13 protein-coding genes and 1 pseudogene are annotated in these 17,917 nt (G+C 71.3%); 9 read left to right on the top strand and 5 right to left on the bottom strand.

Annotation, left to right across the window (positions count from 1 at the left end; genetic code table 11):
* Positions 1-89: 89 nt before the first annotated feature.
* The 7 genes from ACFWP3_RS22425 (at position 90) to ACFWP3_RS22395 (ending at position 10,056) form a co-directional block, all read left to right on the top strand.
* A complete protein-coding gene (locus ACFWP3_RS22425; protein WP_384223825.1) occupies positions 90-1,265 on the top strand; it encodes a sensor histidine kinase in 1,176 nt (391 codons plus the stop codon).
* Between the two features lie 628 nt (positions 1,266-1,893).
* Positions 1,894-3,255, top strand: a complete 1,362-nt coding sequence (locus tag ACFWP3_RS22420) for a sensor histidine kinase (RefSeq protein ID WP_384223823.1) — start codon at positions 1,894-1,896, stop codon at positions 3,253-3,255.
* Between the two features lie 294 nt (positions 3,256-3,549).
* Entirely contained in the window at positions 3,550-4,209 is a 660-nt protein-coding gene (locus tag ACFWP3_RS22415) for a LuxR C-terminal-related transcriptional regulator (protein WP_384223879.1), read from the top strand.
* Positions 4,210-4,354: 145 nt separating this feature from the next.
* A complete protein-coding gene (locus tag ACFWP3_RS22410; RefSeq protein ID WP_384223821.1) occupies positions 4,355-6,298 on the top strand; it encodes a 2-oxoacid:acceptor oxidoreductase subunit alpha in 1,944 nt (647 codons plus the stop codon).
* Complete coding sequence (locus ACFWP3_RS22405; RefSeq protein ID WP_384223819.1) at positions 6,291-7,358, top strand: 2-oxoacid:ferredoxin oxidoreductase subunit beta; 1,068 nt, start codon at positions 6,291-6,293, stop codon at positions 7,356-7,358. Before ACFWP3_RS22410 ends, ACFWP3_RS22405 begins: the two co-directional genes overlap by 8 nt.
* A 247-nt stretch (positions 7,359-7,605) precedes the next feature.
* Positions 7,606-8,493 carry an EamA family transporter RarD gene (gene rarD / locus ACFWP3_RS22400; RefSeq protein WP_384223877.1) on the top strand — a complete coding sequence of 296 codons (888 nt, stop codon included), beginning with the start codon at positions 7,606-7,608 and terminating at the stop codon, positions 8,491-8,493.
* 246 nt (positions 8,494-8,739) lie between these two features.
* On the top strand, positions 8,740-10,056 hold the full coding sequence (locus tag ACFWP3_RS22395) for a M28 family metallopeptidase (RefSeq protein WP_384223816.1): 1,317 nt from the start codon (positions 8,740-8,742) through the stop codon (positions 10,054-10,056).
* On the opposite strand, the gene ACFWP3_RS22390 is transcribed toward ACFWP3_RS22395, so the two are convergent.
* The 4 genes from ACFWP3_RS22390 to ACFWP3_RS22375 all read right to left on the bottom strand — a co-directional run bounded on the left by ACFWP3_RS22390 (position 10,053) and on the right by ACFWP3_RS22375 (position 13,225).
* Complete coding sequence (locus tag ACFWP3_RS22390; RefSeq protein ID WP_384223814.1) at positions 10,053-10,463, bottom strand: hypothetical protein; 411 nt, start codon at positions 10,461-10,463, stop codon at positions 10,053-10,055. The two genes, ACFWP3_RS22395 and ACFWP3_RS22390, sit on opposite strands and share 4 nt — an antisense overlap.
* The gene (locus tag ACFWP3_RS22385; protein ID WP_326588561.1) at positions 10,460-10,663 is read right to left on the bottom strand and encodes a hypothetical protein; all 204 of its coding nucleotides are present in this window, start codon (positions 10,661-10,663) and stop codon (positions 10,460-10,462) included. The genes ACFWP3_RS22390 and ACFWP3_RS22385 overlap by 4 nt, the downstream gene beginning before the upstream one ends.
* 110 nt (positions 10,664-10,773) lie before the next feature.
* Positions 10,774-11,970 (bottom strand): outer membrane lipoprotein carrier protein LolA, encoded by a 1,197-nt coding sequence (locus tag ACFWP3_RS22380; RefSeq protein WP_384223812.1) that lies wholly within the window; start codon positions 11,968-11,970, stop codon positions 10,774-10,776.
* Between the two features lie 244 nt (positions 11,971-12,214).
* Positions 12,215-13,225: a polyprenyl synthetase family protein gene (locus tag ACFWP3_RS22375; protein ID WP_384223810.1), complete on the bottom strand. Its 1,011-nt coding sequence runs from the start codon at positions 13,223-13,225 to the stop codon at positions 12,215-12,217.
* Between the two features lie 202 nt (positions 13,226-13,427).
* On the opposite strand from ACFWP3_RS22375, the gene ACFWP3_RS22370 reads away from it, so the two are divergent.
* Entirely contained in the window at positions 13,428-14,933 is a 1,506-nt protein-coding gene (locus tag ACFWP3_RS22370; protein ID WP_384223808.1) for a peptide MFS transporter, read from the top strand.
* A 12-nt stretch (positions 14,934-14,945) separates the two neighbouring features.
* Positions 14,946-16,960 (top strand): annotated as a pseudogene (locus tag ACFWP3_RS22365) (CocE/NonD family hydrolase).
* A 150-nt stretch (positions 16,961-17,110) separates the two neighbouring features.
* Here the strand turns inward: ACFWP3_RS22365 and ACFWP3_RS22360 are convergent.
* Entirely contained in the window at positions 17,111-17,917 is an 807-nt protein-coding gene (locus ACFWP3_RS22360; protein ID WP_384223805.1) for a Cof-type HAD-IIB family hydrolase, read from the bottom strand.

The following is a 17,917-nucleotide window of genomic DNA, read 5'->3' as shown; positions in this document are numbered from 1 at the left end:
CTGCCTCACACAGGGTGGGGTTATCCCCCGTTCACAGCCACCCGGCCACCCCATGGCGTCCGCGGACCGCCCTTGGCAGGCTGGGCCGCATGACCACGAGCCATGACACCCCCGACAACGACCGGCCGCCCCCCGTCCGCGCCGTCTTCAGCGCCGTGACGTGGAAGGAGATCGCCCATCTGGTGAGCAACCTGCCGGTGGCGGTGGTCGGATTCGTCTACGCGGTGGTCATGGTCGCCGGAACGGGCGGTCTGTCCGTGACCGCGATCGGACTTCCGCTGCTCGCATGTGGTCTCTGGTTGTCCCGACAGTTGGGACGGCTGGACCGGGCACGGGCCCGGGCGCTCCTGGGCGTACGGGTGGACGAGCCGACGCCGATTCCCGGCCCGCGGCGTGCGGGCGGGTTCTTCCCCTGGTTGTGGACGAGCATCAAGGACCCGGTCGGCTGGCGGACGGTGCTGTACCAGCTGGTCCGGCTCCCGTGGGGAGTGCTCACCTTCACGGTAGCCCTGACCGGGCTGTTCGTGCTGTGGCCGGTGCTGCCGTACGTGGTGCGGCTGCTCGCGAACGCGGACCGGGCGATGGTGCGGGGGCTGTTGTCGCCCTCCGACGACCTGGAACGGCGGATCGCGGAGCTGGAGTCGGACCGGGGCGTGGTGGTCGACACGGCGGCGGCCGACCTGCGGCGCATCGAGCGGGACCTGCACGACGGGGCGCAGGCGCGGCTGGTGGCGCTGGCGATGGGGCTGGGCCTGGCGAAGGAGAAGCTGCTGGAGGACCCGGAGGGCGCGGCGGCGATGGTCGACGAGGCCCACGGGGAGGTGAAGCTGGCGCTCCAGGAGCTGCGGGACCTGGCGCGCGGGATCCATCCGGCGGTGCTGACCGACCGGGGGCTGGACGCGGCGCTGTCGTCGGTGGCGGCGCGGTGCGTGGTGCCGGTGAAGGTGGCGGTGGATCTGCCGGCGCGGCCGGCGGCGGCCATCGAGGGGATCGCGTACTTCGTGGTGTCGGAGCTGCTGCAGAACGTGAGCAAGCACGCGGGGCCGGGGGCGCGGGGCGCGAGCGTGGAGGTGTGGCGGGCCGGGGAGCGGCTGCTGATCCGGGTGACGGATGACGGGCGCGGCGGTGCGGATGCCTCCCGGGGGTCGGGGATGGCGGGGCTCGCGGAGCGGTTGGGGGCGGTGGACGGGGTGTTCGTCGTGGACTCGCCGGAGGGGGAGGGGACGGTGGTCACGGCGGAGTTGCCGTGGCGGGGGCGGGGGTAGGTGGCTGGGCCGACTGTGGTGTGTAGCGGGGCTTCCGTCCGGGTGGGCAGGGGTCCCGTTTTCGTGTTCGGGGTGGTGGGGCGGGGCCGAGCGGGTGGAGTCGGGGGCCGCGCCGCTGCCGGGGCTTCGGGCCGGGGCGCGCGCCTTGAGCGCCGGCGGGGCTGGAGTTGCCGGGGCTTCGATCGGCTGGGGCCGAGCCGGTGGAGTCGGGTGCGGCGCCGCTGCTGGGGCTCCGCCCCAGGCCCCGCGCCTCAAGCGCCGGCGAGGCTGAAATTGCCCCGGCTTCGATCGGCCGGGGCTGAGGCGGTGGAATCGGGTGCCGCGCCGCTGCTGGGGCTCCGCCCCAGGCCCCGCGCCTCAAGCGCCGGCGAGGCTGAAATTGCCCCGGCTTCGATCGGCCGGGGCTGAGCCGGTGGAGTCGGGTGCGGCGCCGCTGCTGGGGCTCCGCCCCAGGCCCCGTGCCTCAAACGCCGGCGGGGCTGGAATTGCCCCGGCTTCGATCGGCCCGGGGTGGGGTTAACCCCCCTGTGGGGAGGCCGACGGGCTGGATGGTTTGGCGGGGGTGGGGGCGGGAGGGTGGAGGGGTAGTGCTGAGACGGGAAGGGTGGGTCCGGAGATGGATGACGGTATGGGGTCGGGCGTGGGGTTCCGGGCTGTGGTGCGGGCTCCGGTGGCGGGGCGGACGTGGCGGGAGTTCGGGTACCTGTTGATCGGGCTGCCGCTGAGCATCCTGTACTTCTCGCTCGCGATCACCGGCCTGAGCCTCGGCGCCGGGCTGCTCGTCACCTTCCTCGGGGTTCCGGTGCTCGCCGGGGTGCTCGCGATGTGCCGCGGGTTCGGCCGGCTGGAGCGGGCGCGGGTACGGGGCCTGCTCCGGGCCGACATCGCCGAGCCCGCGCCGATCCGGGCCCGCAAGGGCGGGGCCCTGTCCGCGATGGGGGCACTGCTCAAGAGCGGGAGCGCCTGGCGGCACGTGCTGTACTCCGTGATCCACTTCCCGTGGGCCGTCTTCGCCTTCTGCACGGCGCTGGTGTTCTGGACGACCGGCTGGTCCCTGCTGCTGTACCCGCTGTGGTTCTGGGTCTTCCCGGCCTACACCAACCAGCCCGGGCTCCAGCTCTTCCAGAACGGCGACTACTCCTTCTACCTCGACTCCCCCGGCGCGATCGCCCTCACCTTCCTGGTCGGGATGGCCTTCACCCTCGCGACCCCGTGGGTGCTGCGGGCGCTGACGGCCGTCGACCGGGTGGTGGTGGGCGGGCTGCTGGGGCCGTCCCGGCTGGCCAGCCGGGTGACGGAGCTGGAGTCCGACCGCGGGGTGGTGGTGGACACCGCGGCCGCCGACCTGCGGCGCATCGAGCGCGATCTGCACGACGGGGCGCAGGCCCGGCTGGCGGCCCTCGCAATGGATCTGGGGCTGGCGAAGGAGAAGGTGACCGAGGACCCGGTGGCCGCCGCCCGGATGGTGGACGAGGCACACGGAGAGGTGAAGATCGCCTTGCAGGAGCTGCGCGACCTGGCCCGCGGGATCCACCCGGCGGTGCTGACCGACCGGGGGCTGGACGCGGCGCTGTCCTCGGTGGCCGCGCGGTGTGCCGTTCCCGTACGGGTGACCGTGGACCTCCCGGCGCGGCCGACGGCGGCGATCGAGGGGATCGCGTACTTCACGGTCTCGGAGCTGCTGCAGAACGTCAGCAAGCACGCGCGGGCCAGGGTCGCCAGCGTGGAGGTGTGGAAGTCGGGCGAGCGGCTGCTCGTCCAGGTCTCCGACGACGGCCGGGGCGGGGCGGGCGCAGGCGTGGGCGTGGGTGTGGGTGTGGAGGCGGGTGCGGGTGCGGGCGTCGGTGCGGGCGCCGGGGCCGGGGCCGGTGGGGGGAGCGGGCTGGTGGGGCTGGCCGAGCGGCTGGACGCCGTGGACGGGATCCTCGTCGTCGACTCCCCCGAGGGGGTGGGGACCACGGTGACCGCCGAGCTCCCCTGGCGGGTCTGAGCAGATCGGAAGACGAGGACGTGCCCGAGAGACGAGGACGTGCCTGAGAAGTCGTGACGGAGGTCCGGGCCGATCGGCCCGGACCCCTTTGTTTTCCCGGCCCGACGCGTCCCCCGCGCGCCCCCCGGGCCCCTCCCGTACCCCCGCCGGAGCCCCGACCGCGGCCGAAACTCCCCCGTGTGCCCACTCGTTGTCCCGGCTCCGCCTGGATCCGGCCTCGAGGCTGGGATGCTTGGCTGAGTCAGGGAGTGCGGGATGAGTGGACGCGGGAGCTGCTGAATCGTGGACGACAGGGTGCGAGTGGTCATCGCCGAGGACTCGGTACTGCTGCGTGAGGGCCTGACCCGGTTGCTGACCGACCGGGGGCACGAGGTCGTGGCGGGCGTCGGGGACGCGGAAGCCCTGATCAAGACGGTGTCGGACCTCGCGGCGCAGGACGGGCTGCCGGACGTGGTGGTCGCCGACGTGCGGATGCCGCCGACGCACACCGACGAGGGCGTACGGGCCGCCGTACGGCTGCGCCGCGAGCATCCCGGGATAGGGGTGCTCGTGCTGTCGCAGTACGTGGAGGAGCAGTACGCCACCGAACTGCTGGCCGGTTCCAGCACCGGGGTGGGGTACCTGCTCAAGGACCGGGTGGCCGATGTGCGCGAGTTCCTGGACGCGGTGGTGCGGGTGGCCCGGGGCGGTACCGCCCTGGACCCCGAGGTCGTCGCCCAGCTGCTCGGGCGCAGCCGGAAGCAGGACGTGCTGGCGGGGCTGACGCCGCGCGAGCGCGAGGTACTGGGCCTGATGGCCGAAGGACGCACGAATTCCGCCGTGGCGAAGCAGTTGGTCGTGAGCGACGGAGCGGTGGAGAAGCACGTCAGCAACATCTTCATGAAGTTGGGCCTGTCGCCGAGTGACGGGGATCACCGGCGTGTACTGGCCGTTCTCACCTATCTGAAATCTTGATCGACTGACACTCTGTCAGATACGGCATACCGGTCGGGCCGTCTCGAAGGGCGGTCCAACGGTCCAGAATGTGGCCGCCCCGGAAGAGCTGACCGTCGTAGGGTTGGTTCTGGGGGTGCCCACGCCTCGAAGGAGGTCCAGTTCAGTGACCAGCCAGGTCAGTAGCCCAGCCGAGCAGGCCGACGGGGCTGGGGGTGCGGTTGTCGCAGGGCAGCGCACCCCGGCGACTCCGGGCGGCAAGGAAGTCCGCCGTCTTGATCGCGTGATCATCCGGTTCGCGGGTGACTCGGGTGACGGTATGCAACTCACCGGTGACCGGTTCACCTCGGAGACGGCGTCGTTCGGGAACGACCTCTCGACCCTCCCGAACTTCCCCGCCGAGATCCGCGCCCCCGCCGGAACCCTGCCGGGCGTGTCCTCCTTCCAGCTGCACTTCGCCGACCACGACATCCTCACGCCCGGTGACGCCCCGAACGTGCTGGTCGCGATGAACCCGGCCGCCCTGAAGGCGAACATCGGCGACGTGCCGCGCGGCGCGGAGATCATCATCAACACGGATGAGTTCACCAAGCGCCCGATGGCCAAGGTCGGCTACCAGACCTCCCCCCTCGAGGACGGCTCGCTGGCCGCCTACAACCTGCACCCCGTCCCGCTGACCACCCTCACCATCGAGGCGCTGAAGGACTTCGGGCTCTCCCGCAAGGAGGCCGAGCGCAGCAAGAACATGTTCGCGCTGGGCCTGCTGTCCTGGATGTACCACCGGCCGACGGAGGGTACGGAGAGCTTCCTGCGGCAGAAGTTCGCGAAGAAGCCGCAGATCGCCGAGGCGAACGTGGCCGCGTTCCGCGCGGGCTGGAACTTCGGGGAGACGACGGAGGACTTCGCGGTCTCCTACGAGGTCGCCCCGGCCACCCGGGCCTTCCCGACCGGCACCTACCGCAACATCTCGGGGAACCTGGCCCTGTCCTACGGCCTGATCGCCGCGAGCCGGCAGGCGGACCTGCCGCTCTACCTGGGCTCTTACCCGATCACCCCGGCCTCGGACATCCTGCACGAGCTGAGCAAGCACAAGAACTTCGGCGTACGCACCTTCCAGGCCGAGGACGAGATCGCGGGCATCGGCGCGGCCCTGGGTGCCGCGTTCGGCGGAGCCCTGGGTGTGACCACGACCTCCGGGCCCGGCGTGGCCCTGAAGTCCGAGACGATCGGCCTCGCGGTCTCCCTGGAGCTGCCGCTGCTGATCGTGGACATCCAGCGCGGCGGCCCCTCCACCGGCCTGCCGACCAAGACGGAGCAGGCCGACCTGCTCCAGGCCATGTACGGGCGCAACGGCGAGGCCCCGGTGCCGATCGTCGCCCCGCGCACCCCGGCGGACTGCTTCGACGCCGCCCTGGACGCGGCCCGGATCGCGCTGACCTACCGGACCCCGGTCTTCCTGCTCTCGGACGGCTACCTGGCCAACGGCTCCGAGCCCTGGCGGATCCCGGACATCGCCGACCTGCCCGACCTCACGACCCGGTTCGCCACCGGCCCCAACCACGAGCTGGCGGACGGCACCGAGGTGTTCTGGCCGTACAAGCGCGACCCGGAGACGCTGGCCCGCCCGTGGGCGGTCCCCGGCACGCCCGGTCTCGAGCACCGCATCGGCGGCATCGAGAAGCAGGACGGCACCGGCAACATCTCGTACGACCCCGCCAACCACGACCTGATGGTCCGCACCCGCCAGGCCAAGATCGACGGCATCGTGGTCCCCGACCTGGAGGTCGACGACCCCGACCAGGCCCGCACCCTCGTGCTGGGCTGGGGCTCCACCTACGGCCCGGTCACGGCCGCGGTCCGGCGCCTGCGGACGGCCGGCCGCCCCATCGCACAGGCCCACCTGCGCCACCTCAACCCCTTCCCGAGGAATCTCGGAGAGGTCCTGAAGCGTTACGAGAAGGTAGTGGTGCCGGAGATGAACCTCGGGCAGCTCGCCACCCTGATCCGGGCGAAATACCTGGTGGACGCCCAGTCGTACAACCAGGTCAACGGAATGCCGTTCAAGGCGGAGCAGCTCGCGAAGGTTCTCGAGGAGGCCATCAATGACTGAGGTGACCGACGCCCCGTCCCTGCTGTCGCTGGTACCGAAGGCCGAGGCAGCGCAGTCGGCCAAGGACTTCAAGTCGGACCAGGAGGTCCGCTGGTGCCCCGGCTGCGGTGACTACGCCGTTCTCGCGGCCGTGCAGGGCTTCATGCCCGAGCTCGGCCTCGCGAGGGAGAACATCGTCTTCGTCTCGGGCATCGGCTGCTCCTCCCGCTTCCCGTACTACATGAACACGTACGGGATGCACTCGATCCACGGCCGCGCCCCGGCCATCGCCACGGGTCTGGCCACCTCCCGCCGCGACCTGTCGGTGTGGGTGGTCACGGGTGACGGAGACGCGCTCTCCATCGGCGGGAACCACCTCATCCACGCCCTGCGGCGCAACGTCAACCTCAAGATCCTGCTGTTCAACAACCGGATCTACGGTCTGACGAAGGGGCAGTACTCCCCCACCTCCGAGGTCGGCAAGATCACCAAGTCGACCCCGATGGGCTCGCTGGACGCGCCGTTCAACCCGGTGTCCCTGGCCATCGGCGCCGAGGCCTCCTTCGTCGCGCGGACGGTGGACTCCGACCGCAAGCACCTCACCGAGGTGCTGCGCGCGGCCGCCGACCACCAGGGCACGGCGCTGGTGGAGATCTACCAGAACTGCAACATCTTCAACGACGGCGCCTTCGAGGTCCTGAAGGACCGGGAGCAGGCGCAGGAGGCCGTGATCCGGCTGGAGCACGGGCAGCCGATCCGGTGCGGCGCCGACGGCGACAAGGGCGTCGTCCGGGACCCGGCCACCGGCGACCTCCAGGTCGTCACGGTCACCCCCGAGAACGAGTCGCGGATCGTGGTCCACGACGCGTACGGCGCCAGCTCGACCACCGCCTTCGCGCTGTCCCGGCTGGCCGACCCCGACACCCTCCACCACACGCCCATCGGGGTGTTCCGGAGCGTCGAGCGGCCCGTCTACGACACGCAGATGGCCGACCAGCTCGACACGGCCGTCGACCGCAAGGGCAAGGGCGACCTGGCCTCCCTGCTGGCGGGCACCGACACCTGGACGGTCGTGGGCTGACCCGCACCGACCCGCACGCCGTACGAAGCACCAAGCGCGAAGCCGAGCCCGGACCCCCAGGGGGCCGGGCTCCGGCGCGTTACCGAGGGGTTTCGCCAGATGTCATGAGTATCTCGTGTAAACGGGCATGACATCCGGGTCGTACGGCGCTACCGTCGAGAGGTTGGCTGAAAGTCGTACAGGAGGACCCGTGAAGGCAGAGACGGACCAGCGCGCGGGTTTGCTCTACGGATTCGGCGCGTACGGGATGTGGGGGCTCGTCCCCCTCTTCTGGCCACTGCTCCAGCCCTCCGGAGCCATCGAGATCCTCGCCCACCGCATGGTGTGGTCGCTGGCCGTGGTCGGCCTGGCGCTGCTCGTGGTGCGCCGCTGGGGCTGGATACGGGAGCTGCTGCGCGAGCCCCGGAAGCTCGCGCTGACCACGCTCGCCGCCTCGGTGATCACCGTGAACTGGGGCCTGTACATCTGGTCCGTCAATAACGGCCACGTCGTCGAGTCGAGCCTCGGCTACTTCATCAATCCGCTGGTCAGCATCGCGATGGGGGTGCTGGTGCTCGGCGAGCGGCTGCGCCGCACGCAGTGGGTGGCGGTCGGCATCAGCTTCGTCGCGGTGCTGGTGCTCGCCATCGGCTACGGGCGGCCGCCGTGGATCTCGCTGGTCCTGGCGTGCTCCTTCGCGACGTACGGGCTGATCAAGAAGAAGCTCAACATGGGCGGCCTGGAGTCGCTGGCCGCCGAGACGGCCGTGCTCTTCCTGCCCGCCCTCGGCTACCTGCTGTGGCTCGGCGCGCAGGGCCAGTCCACCTTCGCCTCGCAGGGCACTGGACACACGCTCCTGCTGGCCTCGACCGGGCTGGTCACCGCGATCCCGCTGGTGTGCTTCGGGGCGGCGGCGATCCGGGTGCCGCTGTCCACCCTCGGACTGCTCCAGTACCTGGCCCCGGTGTTCCAGTTCGGGCTCGGCGTCCTCTACTTCCACGAGGCGATGCCGCCCGAGCGGTGGGCCGGCTTCGCCCTGGTGTGGGCCGCCCTCGCGCTTCTGACCTGGGACGCACTGGGCAGGGCCCGCCGCTCCCGGGCCGCGCTCGCCGCCGCGATGCCGCCCGTCGCCGCGCCGGCCCGCGAGCCCGCGTAACGCGCTCGCGCAGGGCCCGGGACGGGCCCGCGAGGAGCCCGCACCAGCGGGCACCCGACCCCCACGATCCCCGTTGCGGAACTTCCGCAACGGGGATCGTCCGTTTTCCGAACCACCCTGACCGAATTGTGGTCTTGACGGACTGTCACGCTCTCACTGACCATCGGGCTCGCACAGACGCACTATCGCTCACCTGCTCTATCCCCATAGTTCCGTCACATCCCCGCGGAATCCCGGAGCCCCCACATGAGCCTGTCCGTCTCCCGGCGCCTCGCCGCCGTGACCGCGTTCGCGGTCGCCGGCCTGTTCGCCGCCACCACTCCCGCCGCACTGGCCGCCCCGACGGCGGTCGCCGCGGCGCCGACGCCGCCCGACATCCCGCTGGCCAACGTCAAGGCCCACCTCACGCAGCTGTCGACCATCGCCGCCAACAACGGCGGCAACCGCGCCCACGGCCGGGCCGGCTACAAGGCCTCGATCGACTACGTGAAGGCCAAGCTCGACGCGGCCGGCTTCACGACCACCCTGCAGACCTTCACCTCCAGCGGCGCCACCGGCTACAACCTGATAGCCGACTGGCCGGGCGGTGACCCGAACTCGGTCCTGATGGCGGGCGCGCACCTGGACTCGGTGTCCTCGGGCGCGGGCATCAACGACAACGGCTCCGGCAGCGCGGCCGTGCTCGAGACGGCCCTGGCCGTCTCCCGGGCCGGTCTCCAGCCGACGAAGCACCTGCGGTTCGGCTGGTGGGGCGCGGAGGAACTGGGCCTCATCGGTTCGAAGTACTACGTCAACAACCTGCCGGCCGCCGAGCGCGCGAAGTTCTCCGGTTACCTGAACTTCGACATGATCGGCTCGCCGAACCCGGGCTACTTCGTCTACGACGACGACCCGACCATCGAGCAGACGTTCAAGAACTACTACGCGGGCCTCGGCGTCCCGACCGAGATCGAGACCGAGGGCGACGGCCGTTCGGACCACGCCTCGTTCAAGAACGTGGGCATCCCGGTCGGCGGTCTGTTCACCGGCGCCAGCAACACGAAGTCCTCGGCGCAGGCGCAGAAGTGGGGCGGCACGGCCGGGCAGGCCTTCGACCGCTGCTACCACTCGTCCTGCGACAACACGGCGAACATCAACGACACCGCCCTGGACCGCAACTCCGACGCCGTCGCCTACGCGATCTGGACCCTCGGCGCGGCCACCCCGGTCCCGCCGGGCCCGTCCTTCGAGAACACGGCGGACGTGAACATCCCGGACTCCCCCGCCGCCGCGGTGAACTCGCCGGTCACGGTGTCCGGCGTCGCGGGCAACGCCCCGGCCACCACCAAGGTGGACGTGAACATCGTCCACACCTACCGCGGTGACCTGGTGGTCGACCTGGTCGCCCCCGACGGCACGGTCTACAACCTGCACAACCGCACCGGCGGCAGCGCCGACAACCTCGTCCAGTCCTACACCGTGAACGCCTCCGCAGAGGTCGCCAACGGGACCTGGAACCTCCGGGTGAGGGACACGGCCGCGCAGGACGTCGGCTACATCAACAGCTGGAAGATCACCTTCTAGCGCCGGTCGGAACCTCGCGAGGCGGGCTGCGGGTCCTGTATGCGGGCCCGCAGCTCCTCGGCGACCGCCCCGATGTCGGCGAGGCCCAGCTTCGCCGCCTCGACCAGATCGCCCAGCACCTCGGGCGAGGGCAGCTGGCCGGCCCCGGCCACGCGCAGGTACGAGCGGGTCGCGGCGGCGGCGTAGAACTCGTTCATCGGGGATTCCAGCGCCGGGCACACCGCGAGGGTGTGCAGAAACGCGGCGGCCCGCCACGCGGTGTCCGGGGCGGGCTGTTCGGGCACCAGGACGAGGTCGTTCTGGTGCCGGGCGACCGCGGCGGCCACCCCGGAGGGGTCCCATACGGCCGGGTCGGACGGGAGATGGTGGGCGAGAGCGGTCCAGGCCCACTCCATGGTGATCTTCAATTGCCGAAACGCTCCTGGAAGTAGCCCCAGTGGTCGGCGAACTCCTCGATGCCGGACAGGAAGTTCTTCCGGTCCTCGTCGAGTTCGCGTTCCGTGACCTCGGTGATCAGCGCGGTGACCGTCGTGCCCAGGGCCGCCGCGCGCGCCTTCAGGCGTTCGTGGAAGTCCTCGTCCAGGCGGATGGTGACGTGTCTCGACATGCCCAACACCGTACAGCGGGCTTGCTGTACGGGGTACGGGAATGCCGGAAGGGTGGGCAGGGACACAGTCCCTGCCCACCCTTCCGGCTGTGCGGAAAGCTACTGGCGGACTACTTGGCGGAGTCCGCCGTCTTCACCAGCTGGTCCTTGGTGACCGCGCCGACGTAGACCTTGCCGTCGTCCGTGATCAGGGCGTTGACCAGGCGGGTGGAGAAGATGCGGCCCTCGCCGAACTTCCCGGAGACCTTGTCACCGAGGGAGTCGAGGAACTGCTTCGCCTCCTTCGGCGCGTTCTTGTCGTTCTCCAGATCCTTGAGGCCCTGGCCCGCCCCGGTGTTGATCTGCGCCACCGTGGCCCAGCCCTCGCCGAGGACCTTCACCTCGCCCTTGCCGTTCGCACCGCCGGTGAGGGCGTCCAGGCCCGGGAAGGACTCCAGTGCCTTGAACTCCTTCCCGTGCTCGCCCTTGCCGCGCTCGTCCGAGCCCTCGGTCACCTTGGCGCCCTTGGGCGGGGTGAAGGCGAAGGTGTCGGCGGAGGGCTTGGCGAAGTCCACCTTGGTGAAGCCCGCGTCCACGATGGGCTTGCCGCCCTGGGAGGACAGCAGCTGCACGCGCAGCGGCACGCCGTTCTTGGCGTCGACGGCGATCTGGATCGAGCCGACCGTGGAGCCGGCCTGCTTGGGCTTGAGCACCAGCTGGTAGGCGTCCCGCCCGGCGACCTGGGCGGTCTCGCCCACGCCGACGTCCGTGGTCGTGCCGGCGGCCTTCAGGACCTCCTCGGCCAGCTGCTGGGGCGAGGCGGCGAGGCGGTCGGCCGTCTTCTTCTCGTGCTCCGAGGCGCCGGCGGCGTTCTTCTCGTGGAACACCTCGTTCGACTTGGAGGCGTAGCCCCACACATCGGCGCCGTTGTGGATCAGGCTGTACTCGTCCTTGCCGTCCAGGAAGGTCAGCTTCTGGCGGTCCGGGCCGTCGGCCGCGACCCGGAAGGTGTGCGTGCCGCTGGCCAGCTGCGCGACCTTGTCCTCCGGGGCCGCGGAGCCCTCGGCGACACCGCTGCCGCCGAGCAGGCCGCCGGCGATCTTCGGCAGGCCCAGATCGGTGCTGATCTTGGCCGTGCCGGACAGCTCCTGGACGTCCGAGGCGGCGATCTTCTCGATGAGCTGCTGCGCCGTCACCTTCGGCAGGTCGGGGCCGCCGGCGTTGGCGAAGGCCGGGACCATCGCGACGGTCGCCGCGGCCACACCTGCCACCGCGACCGGTACGGCGTACCGGGCGACCTTGCGAGAAGTCTTCGTGTTCGCTGACATGTCAGTGCCCTGCCCTCTGTGTCGACGGCGGCGACCCCCGTGTCGCCGCGCTCACCCGATCTGGTGGGGTTTGATGACTCCATCTGACCAAAACGGCGGCACGGAAGCGTCAGCCCCCGGACGCAACTGAACGTACGACCGTGGGATGACACGAAACAGGCCCTTCTCACCCGACCCGTAGGGGTCGCGGTGCGGAAGGGCCCGTTCCGATCGAGCGGCCGCCCGTGCGGGCGAAGGCGGGGTGCTAGCCCGCGCGGTGGACCACCGCGTCGCAGAGCTCTTCGAGCGCCGACTTGGCGAAGCACTCGGGCAGCGGAGCGAGCGTGGCCCGCGCGTCCTGCGCGTACCGGATGGTGTCGCGGCGGGCCCGCTCCAGCGCGGGGTGCGCCCGCAGCCGGGTGAGCACCTCGGCGTGGCGGGCGTCGTCCGTCAGGTCCCCGTCCAGGAGCCGTACGAGTTCCAGGTCCTCCGGGGCTCCGTCGCGGGCGGCCATCTCGCGCAGCCGCAGGACGGGCAGGGTCGGGATGCCCTCGCGCAGGTCGGTGCCGGGGGTCTTGCCGGACTCGTGCGCGTCGGAGGCGATGTCCAGGACGTCGTCGGCGAGCTGGAAGGCGGTGCCGAGCCGCTCGCCGTACTGGGTCAGGATGTCGACGACCGACTCGTCGGCGCCGGACATCAGCGCACCGAAGCGGCCGGAGACGGCGATCAGCGAGCCGGTCTTGCCGGCGATGACGTCGAGGTAGTGCTCGACCGGGTCGCGGCCGTCGCGCGGACCGGCCGTCTCCAGGATCTGGCCGGTCACCAGCCGCTCGAAGGCCTCGGCCTGGATGCGTACGGCCTCGGGCCCGAGGTCGGCCAGGATGTGCGAGGCGCGGGCGAACAGGAAGTCACCCGTCAGGACGGCCACCGAGTTGCCCCAGCGGGCGTTCGCGCTCTCCACCCCGCGGCGCACGTCCGCCTCGTCCATGACGTCGTCGTGGTAGAGGGTCGCCAGGTGCGTCAGCTCCACGACCACCGCGGACGGCACGATCCCGGGCGCGTAGGGGTCGCCGAAGCGGGACGCGAGCATCACCAGCAGCGGGCGGAAACGCTTGCCACCGGCCCGCACCAGGTGCTGTGCGGCCTCGGTGATGAAGGGGACTTCGCTCTTGGTGGCTTCCAGCAGACCCGCCTCGACAGCGGCCAGTCCGGCCTGGACATCGGTCTCAAGAGCCTGGTCCCGCACGCTCAGTCCGAACGGCCCGACGACGGTCACGAGGGGTACTCCTGTCTGCTGACGATCACGTAGACGATCACCTGGATTGTCGATGTGTCGCTGCCATCACTCAACCCAGCGTATCGGGTCTGTTTTCGATCACCGAGAGCGCCTGTCCGGTCGCCACCCGCGCACCGCCCGAAGCGCACCGGTATGTTCTTGAGGAGCCGAATCAACCGGAGAATACGTTTTGTCCAGAACTATGACCGATATAGAGGACCCCCCGGATCCGGAGGCCGACCAGCCGCCGCCCGGAGACGACCACGCGTTCCTCGGCCACCCCCGCGGCCTCGCGACCCTGTCCGGGCTGGAGGTCTGGGAGCGGTTCTCGTTCCTGGGCATGCAGGCCATCCTCGTCCTCTACTTCGCGGACGCGGTCGCGAACGGCGGCCTGGGGATGAGCCCGGGCACCGCGGCCTCCGTATCGGCGGCCTACGGGACCATGGTCTACCTCGTCTCCGTCGCCGGCGGGTGGCTCGCCGACCGGATCCTCGGTTCGTACCGCTCCGTGCTCTGGGGCGGCATCCTCATCGCCTGCGGCCACTACGCCATGGCCGTGCCGACCGCCGCCATGACCTGGGTGGGCCTCGGCCTGATCAGCGCGGGCACCGGCCTGCTCAAGCCGAACGTGGCCAGCATGGTCGGCAAGCTCTACCGGACCGACGACGACCGGCGCGACGCGGGCTTCGCCCTCTACTACATGGGCATCAACATCGGCGCCTTCGCCGGACCGCTGATCACCGGCTGGCTCGGCGAGCACCAGGGCTGGCACTGGGGGTTCTCCGCCGCCGCCATCGGCATGACCGCCGGCCTGGTCCAGTACGTGCTCGGCCGCCGCCACCTGGCCGGACGCAAGCACTCCGCCGAGTACGCGCTGGCGCCCCAAGCGATGCGCGCTGCCGTGACGAAGATCATCGGCGGCTGCCTCGCCTTCGCCGCGCTCGCCACCCTGCTGGCCCTCACCGGCTGGCTGACGCTGGGCCGGTTCGTCGACCTGCTCACCCTCATCTCGGTGATCGCGCCGGTCGTCTACTTCGCCGTCATGTTCCGCAGCCCGCGGGTGACGGCCGAGGAGCGCGGGCGGCTGCGCCCGTACGTGGTGCTCTTCCTGGCCTCGGTCGCCTTCAACTTCATCCTCTTCCAGGCCTACTCGACGATGATGCTGCTGGCCTCCACCAACGCCCGCACCACCATCCTGGGCTTCGACTTCCCGGCGAGCTGGTACGCCTCCGCGCTCGGCGCCTTCGAGGTGCTGCTGGCCCCGGTCGTCGCCGCGCTGTGGGTCCGCATGGGCCACCGCCAGCCGCACGCCTCGAAGAAGATCGCCATCGGTGTGATCCTCGGCGGCCTGTCCTTCCTGCTGATGGTCATCCCGACCTCCGGGCACAGCGGGGACACCTACCGCATGGCCGCCTGGTGGATCGTCGGCTCCTACCTGCTGCTCGGGCTCGGCGACGTCCTGCTGGAGACCTCCGGCATGTCGGCCACCACCAAACTCGCCCCCAAGGCCTTCAGCAGCCAGACGATGGCCCTGTGGTTCCTCTCCCTGGCACTCGCCAACGGCATCCAGGCACAGGTGGTCAAGCTCTACGGCGAGGTGTCCAACCCCGTGTACTTCGGCGTCAACGGCGGGATCGCGGTGGCCGCGGGCCTGGCCGTGATCGCGCTCGCGCCCTGGCTGCGGCGCACGATGCACCCCGTCCACTGAGGTGGTTGTCGAATGATCATCCGCACCGATTTCCCGTACGAGACCACCCGCGAGGACGTCCGGATCCCGATGGCCGACGGGGTGGAGCTCTACGCCCGGATCTGGCGCCCGGTGACCCGGGAGCCCGTGCCGGCGCTGCTGGAGTACCTCCCGTACCGGCTCACCGACTGGACCGCGCCGCGCGACTGGCAGCGCCACCCCTGGTACGCCGGGCACGGCTACGCCTCGGTCCGCGTGGACGTGCGCGGCCACGGGTGCAGCGGGGGCCGTCCGGGCGACGAGTACGACGCCCGCGAGCTCGCCGACGGGGTCGCGGTGATCGAGTGGCTGGCGGAGCAGCCGTGGTGCACGGGCTCCGTGGGCATGTTCGGGATCTCCTGGGGCGGCTTCAACTCCCTCCAGATCGCCGCCCTGGCCCCCGAGCCGCTGAAGGCGATCGTCACCGTGTGCTCCACGGACGACCGGTACGACAACGACGTCCACTACATGGGCGGCTCCGTGCTGGCCGTGGACATGCACGCGTGGGCGGCCACCATGCTCGCCTTCGCCTCCCGCCCGCCGGACCCGGAGTACGCCGGCGACGGCTGGCGCCAGCAGTGGCTGGACCGGCTGGAATCGGTCGAACCGCTGATCCACACCTGGCTCTCGCACCAGACCCGCGACGCGTACTGGCGCCACGGCAGCGTCTGCGAGGACTACTCGGCGATCGGCGCGGCGGTCCTCGCGGTGGGCGGCTGGCACGACCCCTACCGGGACACCGTGCTGCGGCTGGTCTCCGCGCTGCCGTCCTCCCGGGTGCGCGGCCTGATAGGCCCCTGGTCGCACCAGTACCCGGACCGCGGGCTGCCGCCCGGCCCGTCCATCGGCTTCCTCCAGGAGACCCTGCGCTGGTGGGACCACTGGCTGCGCGGCGAGGACAACGGCGTGCTGGACGAGCCGCTGCTCCGCGCCTGGATCAGCGACTCGCACCCGCCGGCGACCACGTACGGGGAACTCCCCGGCCGCTGGGCCGGGGAGAAGGCCTGGCCCTCGCCGTCGGTGATCCCGGTCTCGTACGGGTTCCAGGGCGCCCCGGTCGCCGTCGCCTCCCCGCAGCACACCGGGCTGGACGCGGGCCGCTTCTTCCCCTTCGGCAACGACGCCGACCTGCCGCCGGACCAGCGGGAGGAGGACGCGAAGTCGGCGTGCTTCGAATTCCCGGTGGCCGACGGGGAGCCGGTGGAGATCCTGGGTCGGCCGTCGGTGACGCTGCGGCTCCGGCTGGACGTGCCGTACGGCCAGGCGGTGGCCCGGCTGTGCGACGTCGCCCCCGACGGCTCCTCCACGCTCGTCACCCGGGGCGCGCTGAACCTGTCCGCCCGCCAGGGCAGGGACCGGGCCGTGCCCTGGCCGGCGGGCTCGTACGAGGACGTCACCTTCGAGCTGAACGGCATCGGCCACGCCTTCGCGCCGGGGCACCGGATCCGGCTCGCCGTCTCCTCCGCGTACTGGCCGTGGATCTGGCCGCGGGCCGGCTCCGAGGCCGGACCCTGGACCCGGCGGGGAGCGCGCTGACGCTGCCGGTGCGGGCCGGGGCCCGGGCTGCCGCCGGCTCTGCGGACGAGGGGATCCTGTTCGAGGCGCCGGAGCAGGCAGAGCCGCTGGGGGTCGTCTTCCCGGCCACGCTCGACGAACCGCGGCCGGAGCGGCTGGTCGTACGGGACGTGGCGCGCGGGACGTGGCGGCTGGAGGTGGATCCGCGGTACGGGGGCACCCGGGTGTACCCGGACGGCCTGGAGTTCAGCGAGGACGCCCTGGAGGTGTACGAGATCCAGGACGGGGACCCGCTGTCGGCCCGTACCCGCTCGGACTGGTCGATCCGGCTGCACCGGCCGGAGCGGGGGTGGGACGCGCGGGTCGAGACGCGGTCGGAGATCTCGTGCGACGAGGGCGGGTTCGTGACGTCGAACGAGGTGGTGTGCCGGGAGGGGGGCGAGGTGGTCTTCCACCGGACGTGGGAACGCCGGCTGCCGCGCACGGCGGGCTAGGGCCAGGGCCAGGGCCCTACCGGGCCACCTGGGGCTCCGCCCCAGACCCCGCGCCTCAAACGCCGGCGGGGCTGGATTTGGCCACGGCCGGCTGCCTGGTGCAGCTGGATTGCCCGCAAGGCGAGTTCAACCTTGCCAGTGTTTGTGCCGCTATGCGTACAGTCGTTCCAGGATGACCGCGATGCCGTCGGACTCGTTCGACAGGGTGATCTCGTCCGCTACCGCGACCAGTTCGCGGTGGGCGTTGGCCATGGCCACCCCGTACGCGGACCAGGCGAACATCGGGACGTCATTCGGCATGTCGCCGAAGGCGATCGTCGTCGAGGCGGGCAGGCCCAGGGCTTCCGCCGCCCGGGCGAGGCCGCTGGCCTTGTCGATGCCCGGCGGCTGGAGCTCCACCGTGTGCTCCCCCGCCATGGTGACGTTCACCAGGTCGCCGACCACCGCCCGCGCCACCCGCGTCAGCTCGTCGTCGTCCAGCCGGGGGTGCTGGAGCAGCACCTTGTTGATCGGGGCCGACCACAGGTCCGACCGCCGCGGCACCCGGACCGTCGGCAGGTGCGGATGCCACATCCGGTAGCCCGGCCCTATCAGCATCTCCGCGTCGACCCCCTCCTGGTTGACCGCCGCGTAGACCTCGCCGATCTCCGCCTCGATCTTGCCGAGGGCAACCTCGGCCAGCCCCCGGTCCATGGACACGGAGTGCAGCAGGCGCCCGCGCGCCGCGTCGTACACCTGCGCGCCCTGCCCGCACACCGCGAGCCCCTCGTAACCCAGGCCGTCCAGCACGTGCCGGACCTGCGGGACCGGGCGGCCGGTGACGATGATGTGCTGCGCGCCCGCGGCGCGCGCCGTGGCGAGCGCCGCGTACGAGCGGGCGGAGACGGTGTCCCCGGCGCGCAGCAGAGTCCCGTCCAGGTCAGTGGCGATCAAGGCATAGGGGAGGGCGGAAGTCAC

It is taken from the genome of Streptomyces sp. NPDC058525 (genome assembly GCF_042719495.1).
In the GTDB taxonomy this organism is placed as follows: domain Bacteria; phylum Actinomycetota; class Actinomycetes; order Streptomycetales; family Streptomycetaceae; genus Streptomyces.
Note: the sequence above shows the minus strand (reverse complement) of the source record. Positions and strands in the feature narration are given on the sequence as shown.

Excerpts from the sequence above, each read along its gene's own strand:
- ACFWP3_RS22405 (WP_384223819.1), top strand. The coding sequence starts at position 6,291 with ATGACTGAGGTGACCGACGCCCCGTCCCTGCTGTCGCTGGTACCGAAG.
- ACFWP3_RS22370 (WP_384223808.1), top strand. The coding sequence starts at position 13,428 with ATGACCGATATAGAGGACCCCCCGGATCCGGAGGCCGACCAGCCGCCG.
- ACFWP3_RS22425 (WP_384223825.1), top strand. The coding sequence starts at position 90 with ATGACCACGAGCCATGACACCCCCGACAACGACCGGCCGCCCCCCGTC.
- ACFWP3_RS22385 (WP_326588561.1), bottom strand. The coding sequence starts at position 10,663 with ATGTCGAGACACGTCACCATCCGCCTGGACGAGGACTTCCACGAACGC.
- rarD (WP_384223877.1), top strand. The coding sequence starts at position 7,606 with ATGTGGGGGCTCGTCCCCCTCTTCTGGCCACTGCTCCAGCCCTCCGGA.
- ACFWP3_RS22395 (WP_384223816.1), top strand. The coding sequence starts at position 8,740 with ATGAGCCTGTCCGTCTCCCGGCGCCTCGCCGCCGTGACCGCGTTCGCG.
- ACFWP3_RS22380 (WP_384223812.1), bottom strand. The coding sequence starts at position 11,970 with ATGTCAGCGAACACGAAGACTTCTCGCAAGGTCGCCCGGTACGCCGTA.
- ACFWP3_RS22420 (WP_384223823.1), top strand. The coding sequence starts at position 1,894 with ATGGGGTCGGGCGTGGGGTTCCGGGCTGTGGTGCGGGCTCCGGTGGCG.